Origin of the sequence: Pseudoclavibacter terrae, assembly GCF_008831075.1 — a bacterium.
Classification (GTDB): domain Bacteria; phylum Actinomycetota; class Actinomycetes; order Actinomycetales; family Microbacteriaceae; genus Pseudoclavibacter; species Pseudoclavibacter terrae.
The window spans coordinates 137,390-158,112 of record NZ_WBJX01000005.1 but is presented as its reverse complement, the minus strand read 5'-3'; the positions used below and the strand labels follow the sequence as shown (position 1 = coordinate 158,112).

General features: G+C 68.7%; 23 protein-coding genes. 13 read left to right on the top strand and 10 right to left on the bottom strand.

Annotated features, from left to right (window positions below; all coding sequences use genetic code 11):
- The first annotated feature begins 210 nt into the window (after positions 1-210).
- The 5 genes from phnD to F8O03_RS14555 are packed head-to-tail and all read left to right on the top strand — an operon-like array spanning position 211 to position 4,261.
- On the top strand, positions 211-1,104 hold the full coding sequence (phnD, locus tag F8O03_RS14575) for a phosphate/phosphite/phosphonate ABC transporter substrate-binding protein (RefSeq protein WP_151424509.1): 894 nt from the start codon (positions 211-213) through the stop codon (positions 1,102-1,104).
- Positions 1,101-1,952: a phosphonate ABC transporter ATP-binding protein gene (gene phnC, locus F8O03_RS14570; RefSeq protein ID WP_208851876.1), complete on the top strand. Its 852-nt coding sequence runs from the start codon at positions 1,101-1,103 to the stop codon at positions 1,950-1,952. Before phnD ends, phnC begins: the two co-directional genes overlap by 4 nt.
- The gene (phnE, locus tag F8O03_RS14565; RefSeq protein WP_151424508.1) at positions 1,933-2,775 is read left to right on the top strand and encodes a phosphonate ABC transporter, permease protein PhnE; all 843 of its coding nucleotides are present in this window, start codon (positions 1,933-1,935) and stop codon (positions 2,773-2,775) included. The genes phnC and phnE overlap by 20 nt, the downstream gene beginning before the upstream one ends.
- Positions 2,772-3,545: a tyrosine-protein phosphatase gene (locus F8O03_RS14560; RefSeq protein WP_151424507.1), complete on the top strand. Its 774-nt coding sequence runs from the start codon at positions 2,772-2,774 to the stop codon at positions 3,543-3,545. Before phnE ends, F8O03_RS14560 begins: the two co-directional genes overlap by 4 nt.
- On the top strand, positions 3,542-4,261 hold the full coding sequence (locus tag F8O03_RS14555) for a TetR/AcrR family transcriptional regulator (protein ID WP_151424506.1): 720 nt from the start codon (positions 3,542-3,544) through the stop codon (positions 4,259-4,261). The genes F8O03_RS14560 and F8O03_RS14555 overlap by 4 nt, the downstream gene beginning before the upstream one ends.
- Here the strand turns inward: F8O03_RS14555 and F8O03_RS14550 are convergent.
- On the bottom strand, positions 4,234-4,506 hold the full coding sequence (locus F8O03_RS14550; protein ID WP_104251341.1) for a hypothetical protein: 273 nt from the start codon (positions 4,504-4,506) through the stop codon (positions 4,234-4,236). The genes F8O03_RS14555 and F8O03_RS14550 overlap by 28 nt on opposite strands.
- A 231-nt stretch (positions 4,507-4,737) precedes the next feature.
- Between F8O03_RS14550 and F8O03_RS14545 the strand changes: the two genes are divergently transcribed.
- On the top strand, positions 4,738-5,982 hold the full coding sequence (locus F8O03_RS14545) for an MFS transporter (protein ID WP_151424505.1): 1,245 nt from the start codon (positions 4,738-4,740) through the stop codon (positions 5,980-5,982).
- Positions 5,979-6,758: a MerR family transcriptional regulator gene (locus tag F8O03_RS14540; protein ID WP_167516596.1), complete on the top strand. Its 780-nt coding sequence runs from the start codon at positions 5,979-5,981 to the stop codon at positions 6,756-6,758. Before F8O03_RS14545 ends, F8O03_RS14540 begins: the two co-directional genes overlap by 4 nt.
- A 254-nt stretch (positions 6,759-7,012) precedes the next feature.
- On the opposite strand, the gene kduI is transcribed toward F8O03_RS14540, so the two are convergent.
- The 6 genes from kduI to F8O03_RS14510 all read right to left on the bottom strand — a co-directional run bounded on the left by kduI (position 7,013) and on the right by F8O03_RS14510 (position 13,298).
- On the bottom strand, positions 7,013-7,849 hold the full coding sequence (gene kduI, locus F8O03_RS14535; protein ID WP_244296302.1) for a 5-dehydro-4-deoxy-D-glucuronate isomerase: 837 nt from the start codon (positions 7,847-7,849) through the stop codon (positions 7,013-7,015).
- Between the two features lie 15 nt (positions 7,850-7,864).
- Entirely contained in the window at positions 7,865-8,836 is a 972-nt protein-coding gene (locus F8O03_RS14530) for a 2-hydroxyacid dehydrogenase (RefSeq protein WP_167516595.1), read from the bottom strand.
- Between the two features lie 73 nt (positions 8,837-8,909).
- Positions 8,910-10,007, bottom strand: coding sequence for an extracellular solute-binding protein (locus F8O03_RS14525; RefSeq protein WP_151424502.1), 1,098 nt, complete (start codon positions 10,005-10,007; stop codon positions 8,910-8,912).
- 23 nt (positions 10,008-10,030) lie between these two features.
- Positions 10,031-11,149, bottom strand: coding sequence for an ABC transporter ATP-binding protein (locus tag F8O03_RS14520; protein WP_167516594.1), 1,119 nt, complete (start codon positions 11,147-11,149; stop codon positions 10,031-10,033).
- Positions 11,150-11,157: 8 nt separating this feature from the next.
- Positions 11,158-12,903 (bottom strand): ABC transporter permease subunit, encoded by a 1,746-nt coding sequence (locus F8O03_RS14515; RefSeq protein ID WP_167516593.1) that lies wholly within the window; start codon positions 12,901-12,903, stop codon positions 11,158-11,160.
- Positions 12,904-12,932: 29 nt separating this feature from the next.
- Complete coding sequence (locus F8O03_RS14510) at positions 12,933-13,298, bottom strand: cupin domain-containing protein (RefSeq protein WP_151424499.1); 366 nt, start codon at positions 13,296-13,298, stop codon at positions 12,933-12,935.
- Between the two features lie 185 nt (positions 13,299-13,483).
- Between F8O03_RS14510 and F8O03_RS14505 the strand changes: the two genes are divergently transcribed.
- From F8O03_RS14505 to F8O03_RS14495, 3 genes are all read left to right on the top strand, one after another.
- A complete protein-coding gene (locus F8O03_RS14505) occupies positions 13,484-14,299 on the top strand; it encodes an IclR family transcriptional regulator (protein ID WP_151424498.1) in 816 nt (271 codons plus the stop codon).
- 86 nt (positions 14,300-14,385) lie between these two features.
- On the top strand, positions 14,386-15,390 hold the full coding sequence (locus F8O03_RS14500) for a C-terminal binding protein (protein ID WP_151424497.1): 1,005 nt from the start codon (positions 14,386-14,388) through the stop codon (positions 15,388-15,390).
- Positions 15,383-16,126 (top strand): SDR family oxidoreductase, encoded by a 744-nt coding sequence (locus F8O03_RS14495; RefSeq protein ID WP_151424496.1) that lies wholly within the window; start codon positions 15,383-15,385, stop codon positions 16,124-16,126. The genes F8O03_RS14500 and F8O03_RS14495 overlap by 8 nt, the downstream gene beginning before the upstream one ends.
- 78 nt (positions 16,127-16,204) lie before the next feature.
- Here F8O03_RS14495 and F8O03_RS14490 read toward each other — a convergent pair whose 3' ends face one another.
- Complete coding sequence (locus F8O03_RS14490) at positions 16,205-16,891, bottom strand: RNA polymerase sigma factor (RefSeq protein WP_244296301.1); 687 nt, start codon at positions 16,889-16,891, stop codon at positions 16,205-16,207.
- Positions 16,892-17,118: 227 nt separating this feature from the next.
- Between F8O03_RS14490 and F8O03_RS18130 the strand changes: the two genes are divergently transcribed.
- Positions 17,119-17,289, top strand: a complete 171-nt coding sequence (locus F8O03_RS18130; protein WP_167516592.1) for a hypothetical protein — start codon at positions 17,119-17,121, stop codon at positions 17,287-17,289.
- A gap of 147 nt (positions 17,290-17,436) precedes the next feature.
- Here the strand turns inward: F8O03_RS18130 and F8O03_RS14485 are convergent, their stop codons facing one another.
- Together F8O03_RS14485 and F8O03_RS14480 are read right to left on the bottom strand one after the other, a co-directional pair.
- The gene (locus F8O03_RS14485; RefSeq protein WP_244296300.1) at positions 17,437-18,141 is read right to left on the bottom strand and encodes a class F sortase; all 705 of its coding nucleotides are present in this window, start codon (positions 18,139-18,141) and stop codon (positions 17,437-17,439) included.
- On the bottom strand, positions 18,138-18,857 hold the full coding sequence (locus F8O03_RS14480) for a CHRD domain-containing protein (RefSeq protein WP_151424495.1): 720 nt from the start codon (positions 18,855-18,857) through the stop codon (positions 18,138-18,140). The genes F8O03_RS14485 and F8O03_RS14480 overlap by 4 nt, the downstream gene beginning before the upstream one ends.
- A gap of 191 nt (positions 18,858-19,048) precedes the next feature.
- Here F8O03_RS14480 and F8O03_RS14475 point away from each other — a divergent pair, with 191 nt between their 5' ends.
- Both F8O03_RS14475 and F8O03_RS14470 read left to right on the top strand, forming a co-directional pair.
- Positions 19,049-19,627, top strand: coding sequence for an RNA polymerase sigma factor (locus F8O03_RS14475; RefSeq protein WP_244296299.1), 579 nt, complete (start codon positions 19,049-19,051; stop codon positions 19,625-19,627).
- Positions 19,620-20,561 carry a hypothetical protein gene (locus F8O03_RS14470; protein ID WP_151424494.1) on the top strand — a complete coding sequence of 314 codons (942 nt, stop codon included), beginning with the start codon at positions 19,620-19,622 and terminating at the stop codon, positions 20,559-20,561. The genes F8O03_RS14475 and F8O03_RS14470 overlap by 8 nt, the downstream gene beginning before the upstream one ends.
- The last annotated feature ends 162 nt before the right edge of the window (positions 20,562-20,723 follow it).

Below are 20,723 nucleotides of genomic sequence, written 5' to 3'. Positions count from 1 at the left end.
CTCACCACCGAACTCCGTTTAGGCACGCGCAAGCTCGTCCGAGGATCGCGCCGAACGCGAATTGATCGCAAACAGAACCCACCCCCGCCCCAACTGTTCACCTGCGCGCTAATTTCCAGTCCACCGGTCTCGTAATTGCCGGTCACCTTCGAGGGTTTGCATACCGGTGTTCTCGAAATCCCGGGAGCATCCCTCGGAAGGACCTCGAACATGCGCCGTTCACCGCTCCTCGCCTTCGGCATCATGGGCGTCAGCGCCCTCGCACTCACCGGCTGCCAGACGGCCGAAGCCACCGCCGACGACACCACGATCACGATCGCCACCATCCCCCTCGGCGAAGACCCCACTCAGGCGAACCCCACCGACGCCCTCGTCGAGCTCCTCGAAGCCGAGACCGGCTACACGGTCGAGGTCACCGACGTGCCCGACTACCTGAGCGTCGTCGAAGCCATCCGCGCGGACCACGTCGACATGGGCATCATGAGCGGCTTCCCCTCCGCCCTCGCCGTCAACACGGGCGAAGTGGATGCGCTGCTCGCCTGGGAAGGCAGCGAAGACCCCGTCTCCACCTGCGTCGTCCTCAACGACTCCCCCGTGCACGAACTCACCGACCTCGAAGGCAAGACCGTCGCCTTCGCCGACCAGGCCTCCAGCTCCGGCTACTTCATGCCCGTCCACATGCTCCACGAGGCGGGCCTCGAGCAGGGCACCGACTACGAGGCGATCTTCGCCGGCGGCCACGAAGGCTCCTTCGCGGCCCTCGAGCAGGGCCAGGTGGACGCCGCCTGCACCTCCATCATGCTCACCGAGCTCGGCGCCCCCATGTTCCCGTTCGCAGACGGCGAGTGGCGCGGCGTCGGCGAGAGCGCACCCATGCCCGTCATGGGTAGCGTCCTCGGCAGCCCCGAGCTCAGCGACGAGAAGCGCACCGTCATCCAGGACGCCATCCAGGCCGTCTTCGTCGAAGAGAACGCCGAAGCCCTTGGCGCCCTCGGCTCCGGCTTCATCGGCCTCCCCGTCTCCGTCGACCCCGAGCCCTCCGTCTTCGACGGCTTCGTCGAGATCGCAGGCGTCGCCGGCGTCCAACTCGAGGACCTCGAATGACGAACCTCGCCCCGGCACCCAGCACAAGCACGGCGCCCAACGCCGCAACGAACACCACCAGCGACATGGATGCACTCACCCGCCTCCCTCTTGTCACCGTGCGCGGCCTCAGGGTCGCCTACGACGAGACGACCGTGCTCGACGGCGTCGACCTCGACCTGCACCCTGGCGAGATGGTCGCCCTCCTCGGCGCGTCCGGTTCCGGCAAGTCGACGCTCATGCGCAGCCTCACCGGCTTCGCCCCCATCACCGGCGGCACAGCACGCGTCGCCGGCCACGATGTCACCAACCTCCGGCGGGGCGAGCTGCGGCAGTTGCGCGCAGGCGTCGGGCAGGTGTTCCAGCAGTTCAACCTCATCCCCCGCCTCAGCGTGCTCACGAACGTGCTCACCGGCACCCTCCACAGCGCGGGCCCCATCAACCTCGTCGGCGGCTTCAGGAGCGAGCACCGCAAACGCGCGATGGAGCTGCTCGACCGCGTCGGCATCGCCCACAAGGCGAAAGACCCCGCCCGTTCACTGAGCGGCGGCCAGCAGCAGCGCGTCGCCATCGCCCGCGCCCTCATGCAGCAACCGCGGGTGATCCTCGCTGACGAACCCGTCGCATCCCTCGACCCGAAGCTCGCCGACTCCGTACTCGAACTGCTTCGCGACATCGCCACCCGCGACGGCATCCCCGTGCTCGTGAGCCTCCACGTGCTGCCCCTCGCGCTGCGCCACACCGACCGCATCATCGGCCTCCGCCACGGCGAGATGCTCGTCTCCGCGCCAACCGGTGCGCTCGACGCCGACAAGCTCTCCGTGCTCTACGACGACGAGGAGGCCCACGATGACGACCACCGAGCCTAAGCCGCCCCGCGCATCCACGACCCCCACCCTCACGACCGCCGAGCGCGACCGCCTCGAACGGGCCTTCTCGATCCCGCGGGCGCGCTTCATGCTCGGCATCCCGGTCGCCGTCATCGTGCTGCTGTGGTCGTTCGCGGGCGCCGAATTCAACTTCGCGAAGCTCGGCGACGGGGCCATCAACATGGGCGAGTTCCTCTCGCGCCTGTTCCCGCCCGACTTCTCGAAGTTCGGCACCATCTTCGCGCTCCTCATCGAGACCCTGCAGATGGCCATCGTCGGCACCGTCCTCGGGGCCGTGCTGTCGCTGTTCATGGCGTTCGCCGCCTCGTCGAACATCGCCCCGAAGTGGATGTACTACCCGGCCCGCTGGGTGATGAACATCATCCGCTCGGTGCCCGACCTGGTGTTCGCGCTCATGTTCGTCTCGGCCGTCGGCCTCGGGCCGTTCGCCGGGATTCTCGCCATGACGCTCGGCTCGATCGGCTCCATCGGCAAGGTGTACGCCGAGGCCATGGAATCCGTCGACCGCGGCCCAATGTCGGCCATGCAGGCCGTCGGCGCATCCCGCCGCCAGCTCATCCGGTACGGGGTGCTCCCGCAGGCTGCCCCGCTGCTCGTCTCGTACACGCTGCTGCTCTTCGAGGGCAACGTGCGCGGCGCCACCATCCTCGGCCTCGTCGGGGCCGGCGGCATCGGCCTCGAGCTCACCACGGCGATGAAGATGTACGACTACGGACACCTCAGCGCCATCATCATCTGCATCATCGTGCTCGTCACGCTGATCGACCAGGGCAGCGCCCTCATCCGAAAGCGACTCACATGACCACCACGCTCGACATCTCCCTCTCCGCGCCCGTCAACCTCCGCGACCTCGGCGGCACCCCCATCGCCGGCGGCACTCTCCGCGAGGGCCTCGCGATCCGCGCCGACGACCTGTCCGTCATCACCGAAGCGGATGCGCGGGAGCTGACCGCGGGCGGGCTCGCCTCGGTCATCGACCTGCGCACCGCCGACGAGGTCGCGCTCACGGGCCGAGGCCCGCTCGCCGCGCACGCCGTCGCCTACCACCACCTGCCTCTTATGGGCAGCGTCGGCGGGGGCATCCCCGCCACCGACGAGCACGGGAGCGCACACGCTGGCATGGGCGAGATGTATGCGCTCATGGTCGAGACGGCCGCGCCGCAACTCGCGACGGCGCTCGGCATCATCGCAATCTCCCCCGGCGCGACCGCCTTCCACTGCGCAGCCGGCCGCGACCGCACCGGTGTGCTCGCCGCGATGCTCCTGCTCGCGCTCGGTGCGAACGACGACGACATCGTGCGCGACTACGCGAAGACCGACGCCAACATGCGCGCGATTCTGACCCGCATCGGGCCGACGATGAGCGTGCTGCTCGCGAAGTTCGGCATGGACCTCGACGCGGTGTCGAAGCTCAACGGGTCCCTCCTCGACGGAGCCGAGCCCATGGACGTGTCGATGCGGATCCTCCTCGCGCGCCTCCGCGAGCGCCACGGCGAACCGCTCGCGCCGCTCCGCGCAGCCGGGCTCACCGATGCGACCGTCACGCAGCTCCGGGCGAAGGCGCTCGCGTGACGTTCACCGCAACGGCCACGACGCCCGCATCCGAGCAACGGGATGCGGGCGCCGCGGCGCACCCGGCAGCGGGCGAGGACGCCGAGGCGCGGCGCGGCCCCGGTCGACCCCGCACCGAGGAACTCGACGGGCAGATCCTGGCCGCCACGCTCGCGATCATCGACGCCGACGAGGCGGTGACCGTGTCGCGGGTCGTCGAGCGCAGCGGCGTGAGTCGGGCGGCCCTCTACCGACGGTGGCCGTCGATGACGACCCTCATCGCGGACGCCCTCGACGTCGGGCGCACGGTGCCCCCACCCCTGGCCAAGCCCGGCGACTTGCGGGCGCGCATCTTCGAGTTCCTGATGGGGGCATCCGCCGAGCTCGACGAGACCAGCTACCCGGACCAGCGGTTCCGGCAGCGCATCCGCCTCGTCATGAGCGACCGGGCGCTGCAGCAGGCCTACTGGGAGTCGCACGTCTCCGTGCGGCGCCGACCGATCGAAGACGCGCTACGCGCCGGCATCGCCCAGGGGTCGCTGCGCCCTGACCTCGACGTCGAGGCGTGCTTCGACCTCATCGCCGGCATCTTCTACTACCAGCTCGTCGTTCGCGGCGACCGCTTCGACGACCCAGCCGCGCGCGCCCGGTGCCGGGCGGGGCTCGAGGTGGCGTGGCGCGGGATGGAAGCGCAGCCGCCGGCGGGGGATCAGATGTCCCAGAGCACAGAGCCGTAGTAGTTGTTGAAGCCGCCAGCGGTCTGGGTGTTCTTGACGCAACTGTCGACACCGGTGATGTCCTTGCCAGCGTTCGCGTAGGTGTTCGCCGCGTTGTTGAGGCTGTTCTGGCACTCGTAGAGCGTGCTTCCATAGACCATCTGACGGTGCGTGGCCGCGTTCGCGGCCGGAGCGAGCGCAACGCTGACCCCACCCAGAAGTCCGGCGGCGACAACAACGGATCCGATGTTCTTTCGAAGGCTCATGAGTTCTTCCTTTCTTCGAGATGCAGCATCACAGCAGGTGGGCCGCAGTCGTTCTGAAGGATCAAGCCTTTCGCGCCCGCATGAGCGTTTCCTCCATCGAAGCACCGAAGTTGCGCTGGAGCCCGCCGGACAGGGCCTGGTTCGAGTTCGTACCCATCAGAGAGGCCGCGCAGAGCGCAGTCGCTAGGCCCGCTTGACCCCGCCCCAACGTCATAGTTTCTGCTGGGGTCCATGAACCTCCTCCCGGTCACCTACCTCGCGTCGCACGTCCTGTCCCTGCTCGGCAATTCGATCGCGGGCGTCGCCCTCCCGCTCATCGTGCTCTCGACGACGGGCAGCGCCCTCGGGGCGGGCACGGTCGCCGCGGCCACCGCCATTCCGGCGGTGCTCGCCGGCCTCTTCATGGGGGTCGTCATCGACCGCATCAACCGGCGCACCTCATCCGTCGTCACCGACCTCATCTCGGCTGCCTCGATCGCCGCGTTGCCGATCATCGACCTCGTGTCGGGGCTCAACCTCGGCTGGTTCGTGCTCTTCGGCATCATCGGATCCCTCGGAGACGTGCCAGGGATGACCGCTCGCGAAGCCCTGCTCCCCGCGATCGTGCGCCACGGCAACATCAGCGCCGAACGCCTCATGGGTGTGCGCGAGAGCCTCAGCGCCGTCGCCATCTTCATCGGCCCCGCCGCCGCCGGAACCCTCATGGTGCTCTTCAACGGCTCCACCGTGCTCTGGATCACCGCCGCCACATCCCTCCTCGCCGCCCTCTCCACCCTCCTCATCCCGAGGGCGGTCGGCGAGATCGTCGCCGACGACGGCACGCGCGCATCCGCCCCGGTCGGCAGCGGATGGTCGCAGCTGCGCGACGGCTGGCGGGCGCTCTTCAGCAGTCCCTTCCTCGTCGCCACCACGGCGCTCAGCCTCGTGTCGGTGTTCGTGCTCGCGGGGCTCCAGGGACTCGTGCTGCCCGTCTACTTCACGCTCGTCGACCAGCCAGGACTCCTCGGGTTCGTGCTCAGCGCGCTCGCCCTCGGCATGCTCGTCGGCGGTGCCACCTACGCGATCTCGGGCACCCGCGGCCCGCGCCGCGCCTGGTTCGTCGTCGGCATGATCGGCACAACCGTCGGCATCGGACTCATCAGCCTCCTCACCTCGGTGTGGGTCGTGTTCGCGGGCGCCTTCGTCATGGGCGTCGCAAGCGGGCTCTTCGGCAGCCTCATCGGCGTGCTCATGATCGAACGCATCCCCGAGCAACTGCGCGGCCGCATCATGGGCACTCAGAACGCGCTCACCACGGCGGCCCCGTCGGTTGGCATCATGCTCGCGGCCGTGATCACCGAGTACGCGAGCGTCAATGTGGCCGCGTTTGTGCTGCTCGGGGCGTGGGGATGCGCGTTCGCCTACGGCCTCGCCGCCCGCCCGCTTCGTACACTGGAACCCCAGGCAGTCAGCGTGAACGCGGGTGGTGTGCGATGAACAGCAGCGAGCTCGCCCGCCGCGCCGGTGTCACGGTGCGCGCGCTGCGGCACTACCACCAGGTCGGGGTGCTGGATGAGCCGCCCCGCACCTCCAACGGATACCGGCAGTACGGGGTGCACGATCTGATCCGAGTGCTGCGCATCCGTCGCCTGGCCGCACTCGGCATCGCCCTCGAAGATATGCCGAACCTCCTCGACGAGCACGGCAGCGATGCGCCCGCGATGCTCGACCGGCTCGACGCGGAGCTCGAGGCGCAGATCGAGCGGCTGACCGCGCAACGCGCCCTCATCGCGCAGCTGCGCGGCCTCCCCACGACCCCGGATCTGCCGCCGGAGCTCGCCGCCTTCATGGGCACCCTCTCCGGCCACCTCTCCCCCGAGCTCGAGCAGATGGATCGCGACCAGACCGTGCTCCTCGCGCACCTCGTCGGCGAACAGGGGATGCCGCACCTGGTCGGGTACTACGAGCAGCTCAGCGACCCCGAGATCGTGCCGCAGCTCGTCGCGATCACCGCCGAGTTCCATCAGCTCGGCGACCGCACCAGCGACGGCGCGTTCGACGCCTTCATCGACCGCTTCGTCGCGACGTTCGCGCAGGTCGTCGAGTCGCTGCGCGCGGATGCGCCGGAGCTCGACCTGACCGACGCGGCCGGCCTCTTCGACGAGTACTCGGCCTCGGTGCTCAACCCCGTGCAGCAGCGAGCGATGGCGATCGTCGGGGAGCGGCTGGACGCGTCCCCGCTCGGGGAGGCGCCCGAGGTCACGCCGACCTGATCATCCGGCTCGCTCTCGCCTCACACCTTCCCGTACGCCTCCATCGCGTCGGTGAGCCCGCGCGCGAGGACGTCCTGCCGGAACGCGTCGGAGTTCTCGGGCGACAGCGCCTGGGCGGCTGTCGACGCCGTGAACCCCGCCGCTGTGAGCCGCGTGGGCGCATCACGCCGAAGAGGCTGCGCCCGGAGCGATGAGCTCCAGGCGCAGCCTCGTGTGGCGCACTTGTCTGCGTGCGGCGGACCGCACCGTGCGGGTCAGATCTGCGGCACCGTGATCTGGTCCATGTCGGCGAACGACTGGTTCTCGCCGGCCATGACCCACAGGAACGAGTAGTTGGTGGTGCCGACCCCGAAGTGCATCGACCAGGCCGGGGAGATGACGACGTCGCCGTCCTTGAGCAGCACGTGGCGGGTCTGGCCTGGCAGCCCCATGAAGTGGAAGACCCGCTCGTTCTCGTCGAGGTCGAAGTACGCGTACACCTCGGTGCGGCGGTCGTGGGTGTGGGGCGGCATGCTGTTCCAGACGCTGCCGGTCTCCGGAGCGGTGATGCCGAGCACGAGCTGGCTGCTGCGCACGCCGTCCTCGTGGATGTGCTTGCGCACGATGCGCCGGTTCGCGTGCTCCACCTCACCGGTCTCGGTCGTGAGGGCTTCGGCCTTCGGGATGAGGGTCGTGGAATGGGCTTCTCCCGAAACGGCTGAGGACAGGAAGAAGCGCGTGCCTTCGATGTCTGCTTCGAACGAGATCTCGCGGGCGCCGCGGCCGATGTAGAGCGCGTCCATGTGTCCGAGCGGGTATCGCGTGCCGTCGACGACGACCGTGCCGTGCCCGCCGAGTCCTGTCACGGCGAGCTCCCGGCGCTGGCAGAAGTAGTCGGCCCGGAGTTCCGCGGGGGTCTCGAGGTCGAGCGCTGCTCCGGGGAGCGGCGACGCGCCGCCGAGCACCATGCGGTCTTCGTGGCTGTAGACGAGCTTGAGGCTGCCGGGGACGAACAGGTCGCTGATCACGAAGCGGGCTCGCAGCTGCTCGTCGCTCATGTGCGCGATCTCGTCGGGGTGGGTGGCGTGGCGGATGTCCATTGGTTCCTTCATGTCCGATGCTGCTGGCTAGAGTGCGGCGCTGCGCACGACGTTGCGCGGGGCGCCTTCGGCGAACGCGACGATGTTCTGCCCCGCGATGGCGAAGACCTCGTCGGCTTCGTCGGTGTGGAAGCCGATGTGCGGGGTGAGGATGAGGTTCGGCTGCTCGACGGGCAGCTGGTCGAGCTGGGGCGGCTCCGATTCGAAGACGTCGAGCCCCGCACCGAAGATGCGCTCCTCGCGCAGGAGCGCGAAGAGCGCCTCCCGGTCGAGGATCTCGTCGCGGGCCGTGTTGATGACGATGGCGTTGCCGGGCAGCGAGCCGAGCAGCTCGGCGGAGATGAGGCCTTCTGTCTCAGGCGTGTGCGTGAGGTGGAGTGAGACCACGTCACTCATGCGGAACAGCTCTTCGAGCGTCACGCGGCGCGCTGGGAGCTCTGCTTCGGCTTCGGGCCGCTCCGTGCGGTTCCAGAACACCACGTCCATCCCGAGGGCCTGGCCCATGTCGATGACCTCTCGGCCGATGGCGCCGGTGCCGACGACGCCGAGCACGCGGCCGCGCAGCTTGATGCCCTGGTTCTTCTGCCAGTCGCCGGCGCGCACGACGCGGTCGCCTTCCGGCACGCGGCGTGCCACGGCGAACATGAGCGCGATGGCGTGCTCGGCGACGCTGCGGCTGGCGAAATCGGGAACGTTGGTGACGGTGATGCCGAGGCGCTCCGCCTCCGCGACGTTCACGAACCGGTGAGCGCCGGTGCCCACGAAGCTGACCTGCTTGAGTCCTGGCACCTCGGAGAGGAAGCGCTCGGGAAGCGGACCCTGGTCGCCGATGATGTAGATGCCGTCGTAGCCTTGCGCTCTCGCGATGGTCGCGTCGGCGTCGGCGAAGCGCTCCTCGAACCAGTCGAGCTGGTGGCCGGCCGCGGCGAGCGGCTCGATGACATCCCGCTTCACGATGTCGTAGTACTGCGATTCGCCGTCGATGCAGACGATTCTCACGATGGTTCCTTCTCTCTGCGTTGGGAAAGGGTGCGAGGCCCGGGAGTGTGCTCCCCCGGGCCTCGCCGGGTGACTACTGCGCGACCCAGCGGTTGAACTGGTCGGTCAGGTCGGCGTTGTTGGCCTTGTAGTAGTCGGCGTCGAGCGTGATCGCGGTGGCCGTGTTCTCGCCGACCGGCAGGAACGGCTGGACCTCGGCGGCGAATCCGTCGACCTCGAGCCCCTTGGTGGCAGCAGGGATGGGGGTCGGCACGCGCGAGCCGAAGGCGATCTGCCCCTCGGTGTTCTCGATGACGCTCTTCAGCAGGTGCTGAGCCGCTTCCGGGTTCGGTGCGTCCGCCGGGATCGCCCAGACGCTGTTGGCGTAGCCTGCCTGGTCCCAGCTCACGTCGATGGGGAACCCGTTCTGCGCTGCGACGGAGGCTCGGTTGGCCCACACGATCCCGAGGTCGCACGAGCCGTTCTCGAAGCTCTCGATCGACTGCGCGCCGCTCGACCACCAGGTGATGTCGCTCTTGATGGTGTCCAGCTTCGCGAGGGCGCGGTCGACGTCGAGCGGGTACAGTTCGTCAGCGGCGACGCCGTCGGCGAGCAGCGCGGACTCGAGGGTCCAGCCGTACTGCGGGTTGTTGAAGAAGCATCGCTTTCCGGGGAAGGCCTGCGTGTCGTAGAGGTCGGTCCACGTCTGCGGTTGAGCATCGGCGGGGAAGCTCTCCGTGTTCCAGGCGAGCACCATCCCGAACGTGCCGACCTCGATGCCCGTCTCCGAGTAGGTGCCGTCGACGAGCTTGTCGACAGGCACGATGCTCGTGTCGATCTCGGCGAGGTAGCCGTTCTCCGCGGCTTCCTGAGCGTCGCTGAGCGAGGGCAGGAACACGAGGCTCCAATCGACGGCCCCGTTCTGGGCCGCGGCGAAGAACTTCGTGGAGGCCTCGTTGTAGTCGTCCGTGACGGTCACCCCCGTCTCCTCGGTGAAGTCGGCGAAGAGGGTCTCGTTGAGCCCCTCCCACACGTCGCCGCCGCTGGTGTCGTAGAAGAGGACGTCGCCGGACAGCGCCCCCGCTTCCCCGCCGGTGCCGTCTGTGCCCGCGGAGCTGCAGGCGGTGAGGACGAGAGCTCCAGTGAGGCCGAGGGCGCAGATGGAGGTGAACCTGGACAGTCTTTTCTGCATTGTTGTTCCTTCTGGGGATTCGGTTAGCGGTTTGCGGGGAGGACGACTGCGCTGTGCGAGCGGATGCTCATCACGGCGGGGGCGCCTGGCTCGGGGATGGAGTCGGAGGAGTCGAGGTCGACGAGGTACGAGCCGTTGACGTCGGAGAGGCGCACGCGGATGGTCTGTCCGAAGAAGCGCGCCTCCGTGACGGTCACGTCGGCGACGGGCTCGAATCCTGCAGGCACGGTCCCGAGGCCGGTGCTCAGGCGGATCTGCTCGGGGCGGGCGCTCAGCGTGCAGAGCTCCCCCGGCTTGAGTGCTGGCTGCCCTGTCGCGGTGACCGCGTAGTCCCCGACGCGCACGACGGTGGCGCCGGCCTCGTGACCTCCCACCTCGCCGGGGAACGTGTTGGTCTCACCGAGGAAGTTGGCGACGAAGGCGCTGGTGGGCGCGCTGTACACCTCTCGGGGAGCCCCGACCTGACGGATGAAGCCCGCTTCCATCACGCCCATCCGGTCGGAGAGGATGTAGGCCTCTTCCTGGTCGTGGGTGACGTAGATCGCCGTGGTCTCGGACTCCTGCTGGATGCGACGGATCTCGGAGCCGAGGTCCTGCCGCAGCCTGCGGTCGAGAGCCCCGAGCGGCTCGTCGAGGAGCAGGACGCGGGGGCGCTGCGCGAGTGCACGGCCGAGCGCGACCCGCTGCTGCTGCCCTCCCGAGAGCTGGGACGGGTGGCGGTCCTTGAGGCTGCCGAGCTCGGTCAGGTCGAGGATCTCGTCGACGCGCTTCGTGAGCGCGGCGCCGCGGACCTTCCGCAGCTTGAGACCGAAGGCGATGTTCTGCGCCACCGTGAGGTGCGGGAAGAGCGCGTAGTTCTGGAACACGAACCCGATGTCTCGCTGCTGCGTGGGGAGCCTGGTGACGTCGGAGCCGTCGATCGACACACGGCCGGAGGTGAAGTCGATGAGACCGGCGATGATGCGCAGCAGCGTGGTCTTGCCAGACCCCGAAGGGCCGAGCAGGGTGAAGAACTCCCCAGCCTGCACGGTGAGATCGGTCTCGTGGAGCACCCGGTTGCCGCTGAAGTCGCAGGTCACCTTGTCGACGTTGACCTCGCCGCGCTTGCCGCCTGCGGGAGCGTCTGCGTTCGTGGACGACATGTCGATTCTCATTTCTTCTCTGCGCGGGCCGCGGCCGCGGCCTTTCGCGACTGCATGATGCGCTGGACGACGATGACTGCGACGACCAGGAGCGTGAGCATTGCGGCGATCGCGGGGACCGTGGGAACGATGCCGCTCTCCAGGTACTGGTAGATGGTGACCGGCAGCGTCTTGACTGGCCCGGTCTGGAGGAAGAGCGCGAGCACCACTTCGTCCCAGGAGGTGATGAACGCGAGCCCGAAGGCACCGACGAGCACCGGGATCATGCCGCGCATGGTCACCGTCCAGAACGCGGTCGTCCGTGAGGCGCCCATGGTCCAGGCCGCCGTCTCGAGGTCGAGGCCGCGAGACGCGAGCGACGTGTTGATCATCGCGAACGCAAGCGGGAAGGCGACGAGGGTGTGTGCGAAGACGAGGCCAGGGATGGTGCCGGCGAGGTCGAGGCGCAGCTCCACGGCGTAGATGCCGATGGCGAGCAGGATCGCGGGGGTGATGATCGGCGCGAAGGCGAGCCCGGACACGAGCACCTTCGTGCGCTCCGACTTCGCAGTCTGGACCACGCGCGCAAGGTACAGCGCGAGCGCGGTGGAGCAGATCCCGGTGAGGGTCGCGACAAGCAGGCTGCGAACGATGGGGTTGAGCCAGGTCGTCGTGGTGAGCACATCCCCGTACCACTGCAGTGTGAAGCCGCGAGGCGGGAACACCACGGTCTGCGTCTCGCCCACCGAGAGGGGGAACACGATGAGCACCGGGAGGAGCAGCACGACGAGGGCGATGAGCGTCATGGCGCCGGTGAAGACCGTGCCAGGGGTCCATTTGAAGCGCTGCTCCTGACTGACGCCCTTGGCCTGACCCCCGAGGCCCGGCGCTTGGAAGCCTCCGCCGATTCGAATGACGGCGACGTAGAGGATGAGCGTCGCGAGCAGCAGCACGATGCCGAGCGCGGAGGCCACGCCCCACTCGAAGAGATCGATCTGCTGCTGGATGTAGACGGCAACCGTCTGCTCCTGCGGGCCTCCGAGGATGGCGGGGACGATGAAGAAGCTCAGCGCGAGGATGAAGCAGAGCAGCGACGCGCTGAGGATCGAGGTGCGCACGAGCGGCAGGAACACCTTCGTGAAGGTCTGCACGCCGCTGGCGCCCAGCGTTCGTGCCGCCAGGATGACGTTGTGATCGACGCTGGTCATGCCCGAGTACAGGATGAGGATCATGTACGGCAGCAGGTACATGACGGTGCCGACGAGCGTGCCGCCCTGCGTGTAGAGCAGGGAGAAGCTCTCACCGCCGACGGCTTGGCTGGCTTCGCTGAGGAGTCCGTTCGGGCTGAGAATCGATGTCAACGCGAAGAGGCGCACGACGATCGACACCTGGAATGGGATGAGCACCAGGAGCAGCACGACGCCGGCGGCCTTGCCAGGCAGGCGCGAGATGAAGTACGCGACGGGGAAGCCGAGCAGCAGCGCGATGACGGTCGAGTTGAAGGCGAGCACGACGGTGCGCCATTCGACGAGGTGCAGGTAGTCGTCCTGCAGGAGACGCAGGTAGTGCTCGAGCGTGAGCTGCGGGTTCGTCCAGTCCATGACGCCGTCGACGCTGAGGCTGCGGAGCAGGACGTCGAAGAGCGGCCAGAAGAAGAAGATCACGAAGAAGCCGGTCGCTGCGAGGGCGAGCGCGATCTTCGGCAGGCGCGCCAGGTCGAACGCCGACCGTTTCGGTGGCCGTGGGGTCGGGATTCCGGTCGTGTTCAGGGACATCGTCGGCCCTTGTTCCTGACTGAGCACGGTCATGCCGGTGACTGCGTGATCACGTACAGCTTGCGGCTCTGCTCGGTCACGTCCCACACGACGTGCGAGCCATCTGGCAGCGAGACGTAGGCACCGGGGCCGTAGGGGACGACCTCCCCCGATTCCCTGGTGATGGTTCCTGCCCCGCTGAGGAAGTACATGTACTCGGAGACGCCGACCTTGCTCGAATGGAAGCTGCCTGGGCTGATCTCCCACACTCCGATCTCGGTCGTCGCGTCCTCGTGGAGGATGAGCTCCTGCGCCTGGGGGGCGCCGGAGATCACGCGTGCCGGATTGGCGCTTGGGCCGAGGGGCACCGAGGCGAGGTCCTGCTGGCTGACCGGGTCGAGGGGGAATGCGCCCATTCGTCATGCACCTTTCTGAGCGGAGCCGCGTGCCAAGCCCACTGGCGCGCGTTGAAATTTGAAACACTGTCCCATAAGCTCGCGACCACCTGCAATAGAAAATTCGTTGCAGCTTTGTAAAATGTGCCGGAGCACTGCCGATCACCATTCAGCGGCGACAGCCCGCCCAGAAAGAACGGAAGTCCATGACTGATCGAGTGATCTCATCTGGAGGACTGACCTCAGCAGAGCGGGTGACGGGAACGCAGAGCCTCGAGAAGGCGATGGACATCCTCGAGTACATCGCAGCCGCACCCCGGCCGGGCGTGACGCTCGCTGAGTGCACCGGCATCCTCGGCTACAGCAAGGCGACCACCCAGCGGATGCTGCTGACGCTCACGAGGCGCGACATGCTCCACTTCGACGAGGAGCTCGGCGTCTACTCGCTCGGCATGCTGACCGCGAAGCTCGGAGCCGAGTACCTGAGCCGCCTGGACTACCGTCGGGCCGCACTGCCGGTCCTCCGGGAGCTCGTCGCGGAATCGGGCGAGACCGCGCACCTCGGCGTCCTGACAGGCAAGGACGTCGTCTACATCGAGCTCGTGGACAGCCCGAAGCCGATTCGCATCTTCAGCAAGGTGGGAGACACCCGCCCGGCCTACATGACCGCGATCGGCAAGGCGATCCTGGCGCAGCTCCCGAGCGACCAGCGCAGGGAACGCCTTCCCGAGACGCTGGTCGGGAGCACCGCCCACACCATCACATCCTTCGACCAGCTGTACCGCGACCTCGCCGAGACTCGCGAACGCGGCTATGCCATCGACCGGGGCGAGAACCGCGACGGCATCCGCGGCGTGGCGGCGCCCATCTTCAACTTCTCCGGAATCGTGTGCGCGGCGATGAGCATCGCGGGCCCATCAAGCCGACTCGACAGCGACGAGCGCTTGGCAGAGCTCGGCACCAAAGTGGTCCGCGCTGCCCGCCGCGTTTCGGCCGTGCTCGGCGCCCCCGAGGGCCTGTAACCACCACAGAGAGGCTCGCCGGCGGACACTACCTGCGACGGAATATGGAATGATGTTCCAAAATTCTGAGTCCAACGGAGGATCTCGTGCACCAAGCCCCCACAGTGGTCATCACCGACTGCGACCATGGCAGCACCGACATCGAGCGCGCGCTCGCACGCGAGGCAGGGTATGAGCTGGTCGTCGCGCACTGCGCCAGCGAAGCCGACGTCATCGCCGCCGCCCGTGGCGCGGCCGCGATCCTCACCCAGTACGCGCCGGTGAGCGCAGCCGTGCTCTCAGCACTGCCCGGCCTGCGAGCCGTCGGTCGGTACGGCGTGGGAGTCGACACCGTGGACGTCGACGCCGCCACGTCGCGGGGCGTCGCCGTCTGCAACGTGCCCGACTACGGCACGGAGGACGTGAGCGACCACGCGATCGCGCACATCGTCGCGCTCCTCCGTGGCCTGCCCACTCTCGACAAGGGGCTGCGCCGCGGCGTCTCAGACCTCGGCCCGGCGCAGCCCTTGCACCGATTCTCCGCGACCACACTTGGCCTCTACGGCCTCGGCCTCATCGGCGAGGCGACCGCCCGGAAAGCACGGGGACTTGGACTGCAGACCATCGGAAGCGACCCACGCTTCAGCCCCGGAGAGACCACGCCAGACGGGACACTGGTCGTCACCCCGGAGGGGCTCCTCGAGCAGTCCGACATCCTCTCGCTGCACCTCCCCCTCATCCCGCAGACGAAGCACCTCATCGACGACGCTGCGTTCGCGCGGATGAAGCACGGCATCAAGATCGTCAACACGTGTCGGGGCGGAGTCATGGACACTGCCGCCCTGGTCAGAGCGTTGGGCGCGGGCGTCGTCTCGGCCGCCGGACTCGACGTCTTCGAGGAAGAGCCGCTCCCCCTGACGAGCGAGCTGCTGGGCTTCGAGCAGGTGCTGCTCACACCACACGCCGCCTGGTACAGCGAGGAGTCGTTCTCCGAGCTGAAGCGACGCGCGATGCAGAACATTCTCGACGTCTGCGCTGGCCGGGAGGTCCGCAACACGGTGAACGCCGGGGCGCTCGCCACCCGCGCGTCCGAGGAGCGAGCCGATGTTTGACGGGGTGCTGCTCGGGAAGACCGCGGTCGTCACGGGAGCCTCACGTGGAATCGGTGAAGCGGTGGCCGTCGCGCTCATGCGCAGCGGCGCCGACGTCACTGCGCTCCAGCGTGGGCCAGCCTCCCAGGACCTGCGCCAGCTGGCGGACGAACTCGGCCGTCGCCTCACCAGCGTCTCGGTGGACTTCACCGAGGAGCAGTCGATCGGGTCCGCCATCACGGAGATCGGCGCCGTCGACATCCTCGTGAACAACGCAGGAACGCAGATCCGGCACGACGCCGTCGACTTCCCGCTCGCCGACTTCAACAGGGTCCTGCAGGTCAACACGAGCGCGGTGTTCCAGCTCAGCCAGGGCTTCGGTGCCCACATGGTGGCGCGCGGCGGGGGCAAGATCGTGACGCTCGCCTCACTGCTCTCCTTCCAGGGCGGGCTCCGCGTGCCCGCCTACGCCGCTTCCAAGGGGGCCGTCGCGCAGCTCACCAAGGCGCTGAGCAACGAGTGGGCCTCACACGGGGTCAACGTCAACGCCGTCGCCCCTGGCTACGTGCAGACCGACATGAACGAGGCGCTGCTCGCCGACCCCGACCGCTTCAGGCAGCTGAGCGAACGCATCCCCGCCGGACGCTGGGCGCTGCCGGACGACATTGCGAACGCCGTCGCATACCTCTGCACGCCGTACGCCGACTACGTGCACGGCACGATCCTGGCCGTCGACGGCGGTTGGCTCGGCCGATAGAGGGGAACCAGCTGGCACCGCTGGTCCAACTCCGTCGACACGAGTTGACCGACCAGGCGATGCCGGCGCACGCACGTCCTAGCGCCACTCGGCCATGGCGACCGCGAGGGCCTTGCGTGCACGCGCGATCGCCCCGCGCACCGTGCTGACCGGAAGCTCGAGCTCGTCCGCTATCTCCTGGTAGCTCAGCGATTCGAGCTCGCGCAGCACCCAGCATCGGCGCTGCGGCTCGGGAAGATTGGACAGGGCGATGTGGAGGGCCGCGGAGAGGAGCGCGAGCTGCGCGTTGGTGGTCGGCGACCCGTCGTCCGGCGCCGCAAACTCGGCCTCCTCGACGCTGGCGTGCTCCCGGCGCCGCCTGAGCACGTCGACGCTCCTGGATGCGACGATGCGCAGCATCCACGAGCGGACGGCGGCGAGATCCTTGAGCGTGGAGAGCTTCGTCCAGGCGTGTGCGAGCGCCTCCTGGACGACGTCGTCGGCCTCCGCGTCCGAGCCGAGGCGCCGCCTCGCGCACACGTACATGAGCGTGCGGTAGCGCTGCACCAGCAGGTCGAAGGCGTGCGCGTCACCAAGGGAGGCGAGCCCGGCCAAGCATTCGTCGCTGTCATCGGCGGCGGCAACGCTCTTGAACTGCGAGAGCGCCCGCGCCCGCTGCGAGCCTGTCGCCACGCGGGCAGTGGATGCGGTGGGCGCGTCCTGCAGTTCAGGGAGCTGCGGCGCTGCGTCAATCGCGAGCATCATCGTGGGCCTCACATTCGACACCCCAGAACCTCGCGGCCCTGAGCTGTCCCCGATCGAGGGTTCCCCGCTGGGGCGTGCGGCGTGCGGAACCCGGACGCGGCACCGCGTCTGCCATCCATTCGGAACGGCCGCGAAAAGGGATTGCGGCCGCGTCCACCCAGTGCTTGCCGGTCGTGCTCAACCGTGTTCTTCCTCGCTCCGATCGTCCGGCGTCTTGCGCCGCCGTAATAGTTAGTTAGACTAGCTATATGACGAACACGAGCATCGACCAGGAGACGGAAAGCCGGCAGGTCATCGCCGGCGACGGCTTCTGGGATGCCTACCAGCGCAGGACCCTCCCCCTGGAGGCGCTCGCGATCTGCGGCACGGGCCTCGTCATCAGCGTCGGCATCATCACGGCCATCACGACGCTGTTCTGAACCGGCCTGTCCGGCTCACGGTCGCATTGTCCAGCTCCACCTCACCGGCGCCCTTGGTCTGCAACATGACAGCCGGCAGGACTCACGTCCGTGCCGGTCACACTCCCACCCGTATCGCCGCTTCTTGCAGCGCAGCCACTGCCGGTCTCAGCCTGAGACCGCCGTCGCGAACACGACCACGTTCTTGTCGTAGTGCCCGACGTCGCGATCGAAGTAGCCGCCGCACGTGATGAGCCTGAGCTCGTCGCCGGGCACTGCACCGAAGACGCGTGCCGTCGGGAAGTCAGCCTTCTCGACGGTGACGACCTCGGTGACCTCGTAGCTCGTGCCCCCGCCCTCGGCGTCGGTCACACGCACCACGTCGCCTCGAGCGAGCTCGTCGAGTCGGAAGAACGCGGCGGGTCCGGCGAGGCCGTCGACGTGCGCCGCGATGACGGTCGGGCCGCGACCGCCGGGTTTGCCGCCGCCCGTGAACCAGCCGATCTCATCGAAGTCGACGGGAACCTCCATCTTCCCGTCGGCGGCGATGCCGAGGTCGATGAGCGTGTCCTCGACGTCGATGGCGGGGATCGAGACGGCGGTGGGTTCGATGCCTTCCGGCATGACCTCGACACCACCGCTCCCGGTCGGCGGCTGGGTTTCGGGTGCGGGGGCGGCGGTCGTCGGTGACATGGTCGCGGGGGCGCTGGATGGCGCCGCCTCGACTGCCGCGGGTGAAGGCTGGGCCACCTCAGGAGCGGATCCGTCCCCGCCCGCCGCGGCCGCGCATCCACTCAACAGGAGCGCGGCCGTGACGACGAGCGCCGGGACGCGCAGCGCGCGCCCCGGCTTTCGAGAGATGTTCCCGGTCACTGACCCGCTGCGCGAGCCTTGCGCGCAACCGCCACGCCAGCCGCGCCGACGACGGCGAGGCCGCCGAGGCCGAGGAAGCCGAGCGTCGTCGCGTCGAGGCCACCGGCAGCAGCGCCGCCGGCACCCGTGTCGACGCCGCCGACAGGAACCTGCACGAGCTGGCCGCGCACGACACCTGCCTTGAAGTCAGCGGTGTGCGAGTCGCCCGTGAAGCCGGCCGGGTTCGCCTCGATCTGCTTGAGCGTGAAGCCCTCACCCGTGTCCGTGCCGGCGTCGCTGTTGATGCCCGTCGTGAAGGGACCCTCGAGGCAGCCGCTGCTGGTGCGCGTGCCGTCACCGTTGTCGGTGGGGTTCGGGAACGCGATGCGCGGCGGGCCAGCCTGGCCCTCGACGGCCTCGTGGATGTGCGTGGCCGTCTTCGCGGGGCTCTCGTACTCGCCCGTCACGCCCGTGAGGGTGATGTCGTAGCAGATGATGTTCAGGTCGGAGTTGATGCGGAAGTCGAACTGGCCCATCGATCCGGGCTCACCCGGCGTCACAGCGCCGTCGTTGTTGATGACCGCATCCGGGGTGGCCATGACCGTGTAGGCGCTCGTGAAGGAGTCGGGTTCGGCGACCTCCGTCTCGGCAGTGGCGGGGGCGGCGGCGACCAGCGCGATTGCGGCGACAGCTGTGGCGCCGAGGGTGAGCGACTTCGCGAACGTGTGCTTGGGCATGAGGGGGTGCCTTCCTGCTTCGCAGCTCCCCGGTGGAGCCGTCGTACAGGGGCATACGTGGCTCAGCGCATCCGCGTTCATCCGAGCTCAAACTTTTTCGCAAGAGTTTTTTGGGGGCGCCCTGAACGCGGCGGGCCGTCAGGCAGTACACCCCTCTACCAACCGCAGTTGGGTCGCCGGAGGGAGTTGCCGTGAGCACTGCCGTTATCGTTGACCGCGCCAGGGGGTCGACGACGAGAGGATGCGCACGCATGGCGGATGCGCCGCACTCGTTCGATCTCCACTCTGCGTTCCGCGACCACGGCAGCGTGCTCCTCGGCTTCACCATCAACGCGTTGCGCGACCGCGCGCTCGCCGAGGACTGCGTGCAGGAGACGTTCCTCCGAGCCTGGCGAGCACGCGACCGCTTCGACCCCGCGAAGGGTGGCGAACGCACCTGGCTGTTCGCGATCGCCCGCAACGTCATCGCCGACGCGCTGCGCGCCCGCGACAGACTGCCCCGCATCTCCGCGAGCAACGAATCCACCGCAGACGTTGACGTAGCAGCCGAGACACCCGACCCGCTCACGGGACTCGGCCTCACGGAAGCCCTCGCCCTCCTGCCCGACGAGCAGCGCGACGCGATCATCGCCATCCACCTCACCGGCTACAGCTACGCTGAGTTCTCCGCCCGCTGCGGGGTGCCCGTCGCCACACTCCGCACCCGCGTCTTCTACGGCCTCCGCGCCGTCCGCGGCCACCTCGACGAACCCGGAGGAGCTCGTGACTGACCACAGCGCAGACCGCCGCGGCGAGCTCATCGCCGCCGCCCTCGTCGGCGAGCTGACCGCCCGCGAAAGCGCCGAGTTCGAGCGGATGCGCGCATCCGACCCCACCATCGACGCCGAGCTGGCGGAGCTTCGGGCACTGACGGGGCAGGTCTCCGGGCGCCCCGAGTGGCTGGATGCGACGCCGAGCGACGGGCTCCGTGACGCCGTGCTGGCGATCGGGGCAGGTGGCGGCGTCGACAGTCGCGAACTCGGTGACGGAGACCGAGCCACGCCCGCCGGTGGTCAAGCTGGAGCAGATGACGCGGACGGGCCTACCGGGGCTGCCGGCTCGGCTGGCGCGGTCGGGTCTACCGGGACTGCCGGCTCGGCTGACGCGGATGGGCCTGCCGGGGCTGCCGACTCGCCTGACGCGATCGACGCTCGCAACGGCGCTGATGAAACGGGCGGACGCGGCGAAGCCGACGAAGCCGACGAAGCGCCTGTCACGCCGCTGCGTCGCCCACGCTTCGGAGGCGCCATGCTCGCAGGAATCGCCGCCGTCGGCCTCGTGGTCGGCGTCGTCGGCGGCTCCTTCCTGCCCCGCCCCGAGACGCCGCCGCCGGTCGGCGACCCCGGAACCCTCGGTGCCGTCGAGCCCGTCGACTTCCAAGGCGAACCCGTCGGCGTCGAGATCGACGGCAGCGTCGTCGCCCACACCTGGGGCACCGAGACGCTGCTCACCGTCAACGGGCTGCCGAGCGGCGAGTTCTACTCGGTGGTCGTCGTCGATGCAGCCGGCGAAGACGTCGGCTCGGGAACGTTCCTGGGCTCAGAGGTCGAGATCAACTGCGCCGTCAACGCGGCCGCACTCCGCGAGGAGGTCACGAGCGTGGAGATCCGCGCAGAGAGCGGCGACATCGTGGCATCGGCCGCGTTGCCGCGAGTCGAGGGGTAACCGGCTCACGCCTTTGGGAGTCGCACGGCGGCGGCTGTGGCCGTGGAAGCGGCACCGAGCAAGGCCGGGCCGGCGGGGGTCTGGCAGAGCCGGGACGTGACGGGTGGGTCTGGCAGAGCCGGGACGTGACGGGGCGGGCAGAGCAGGGACGAGCCGAGCCGA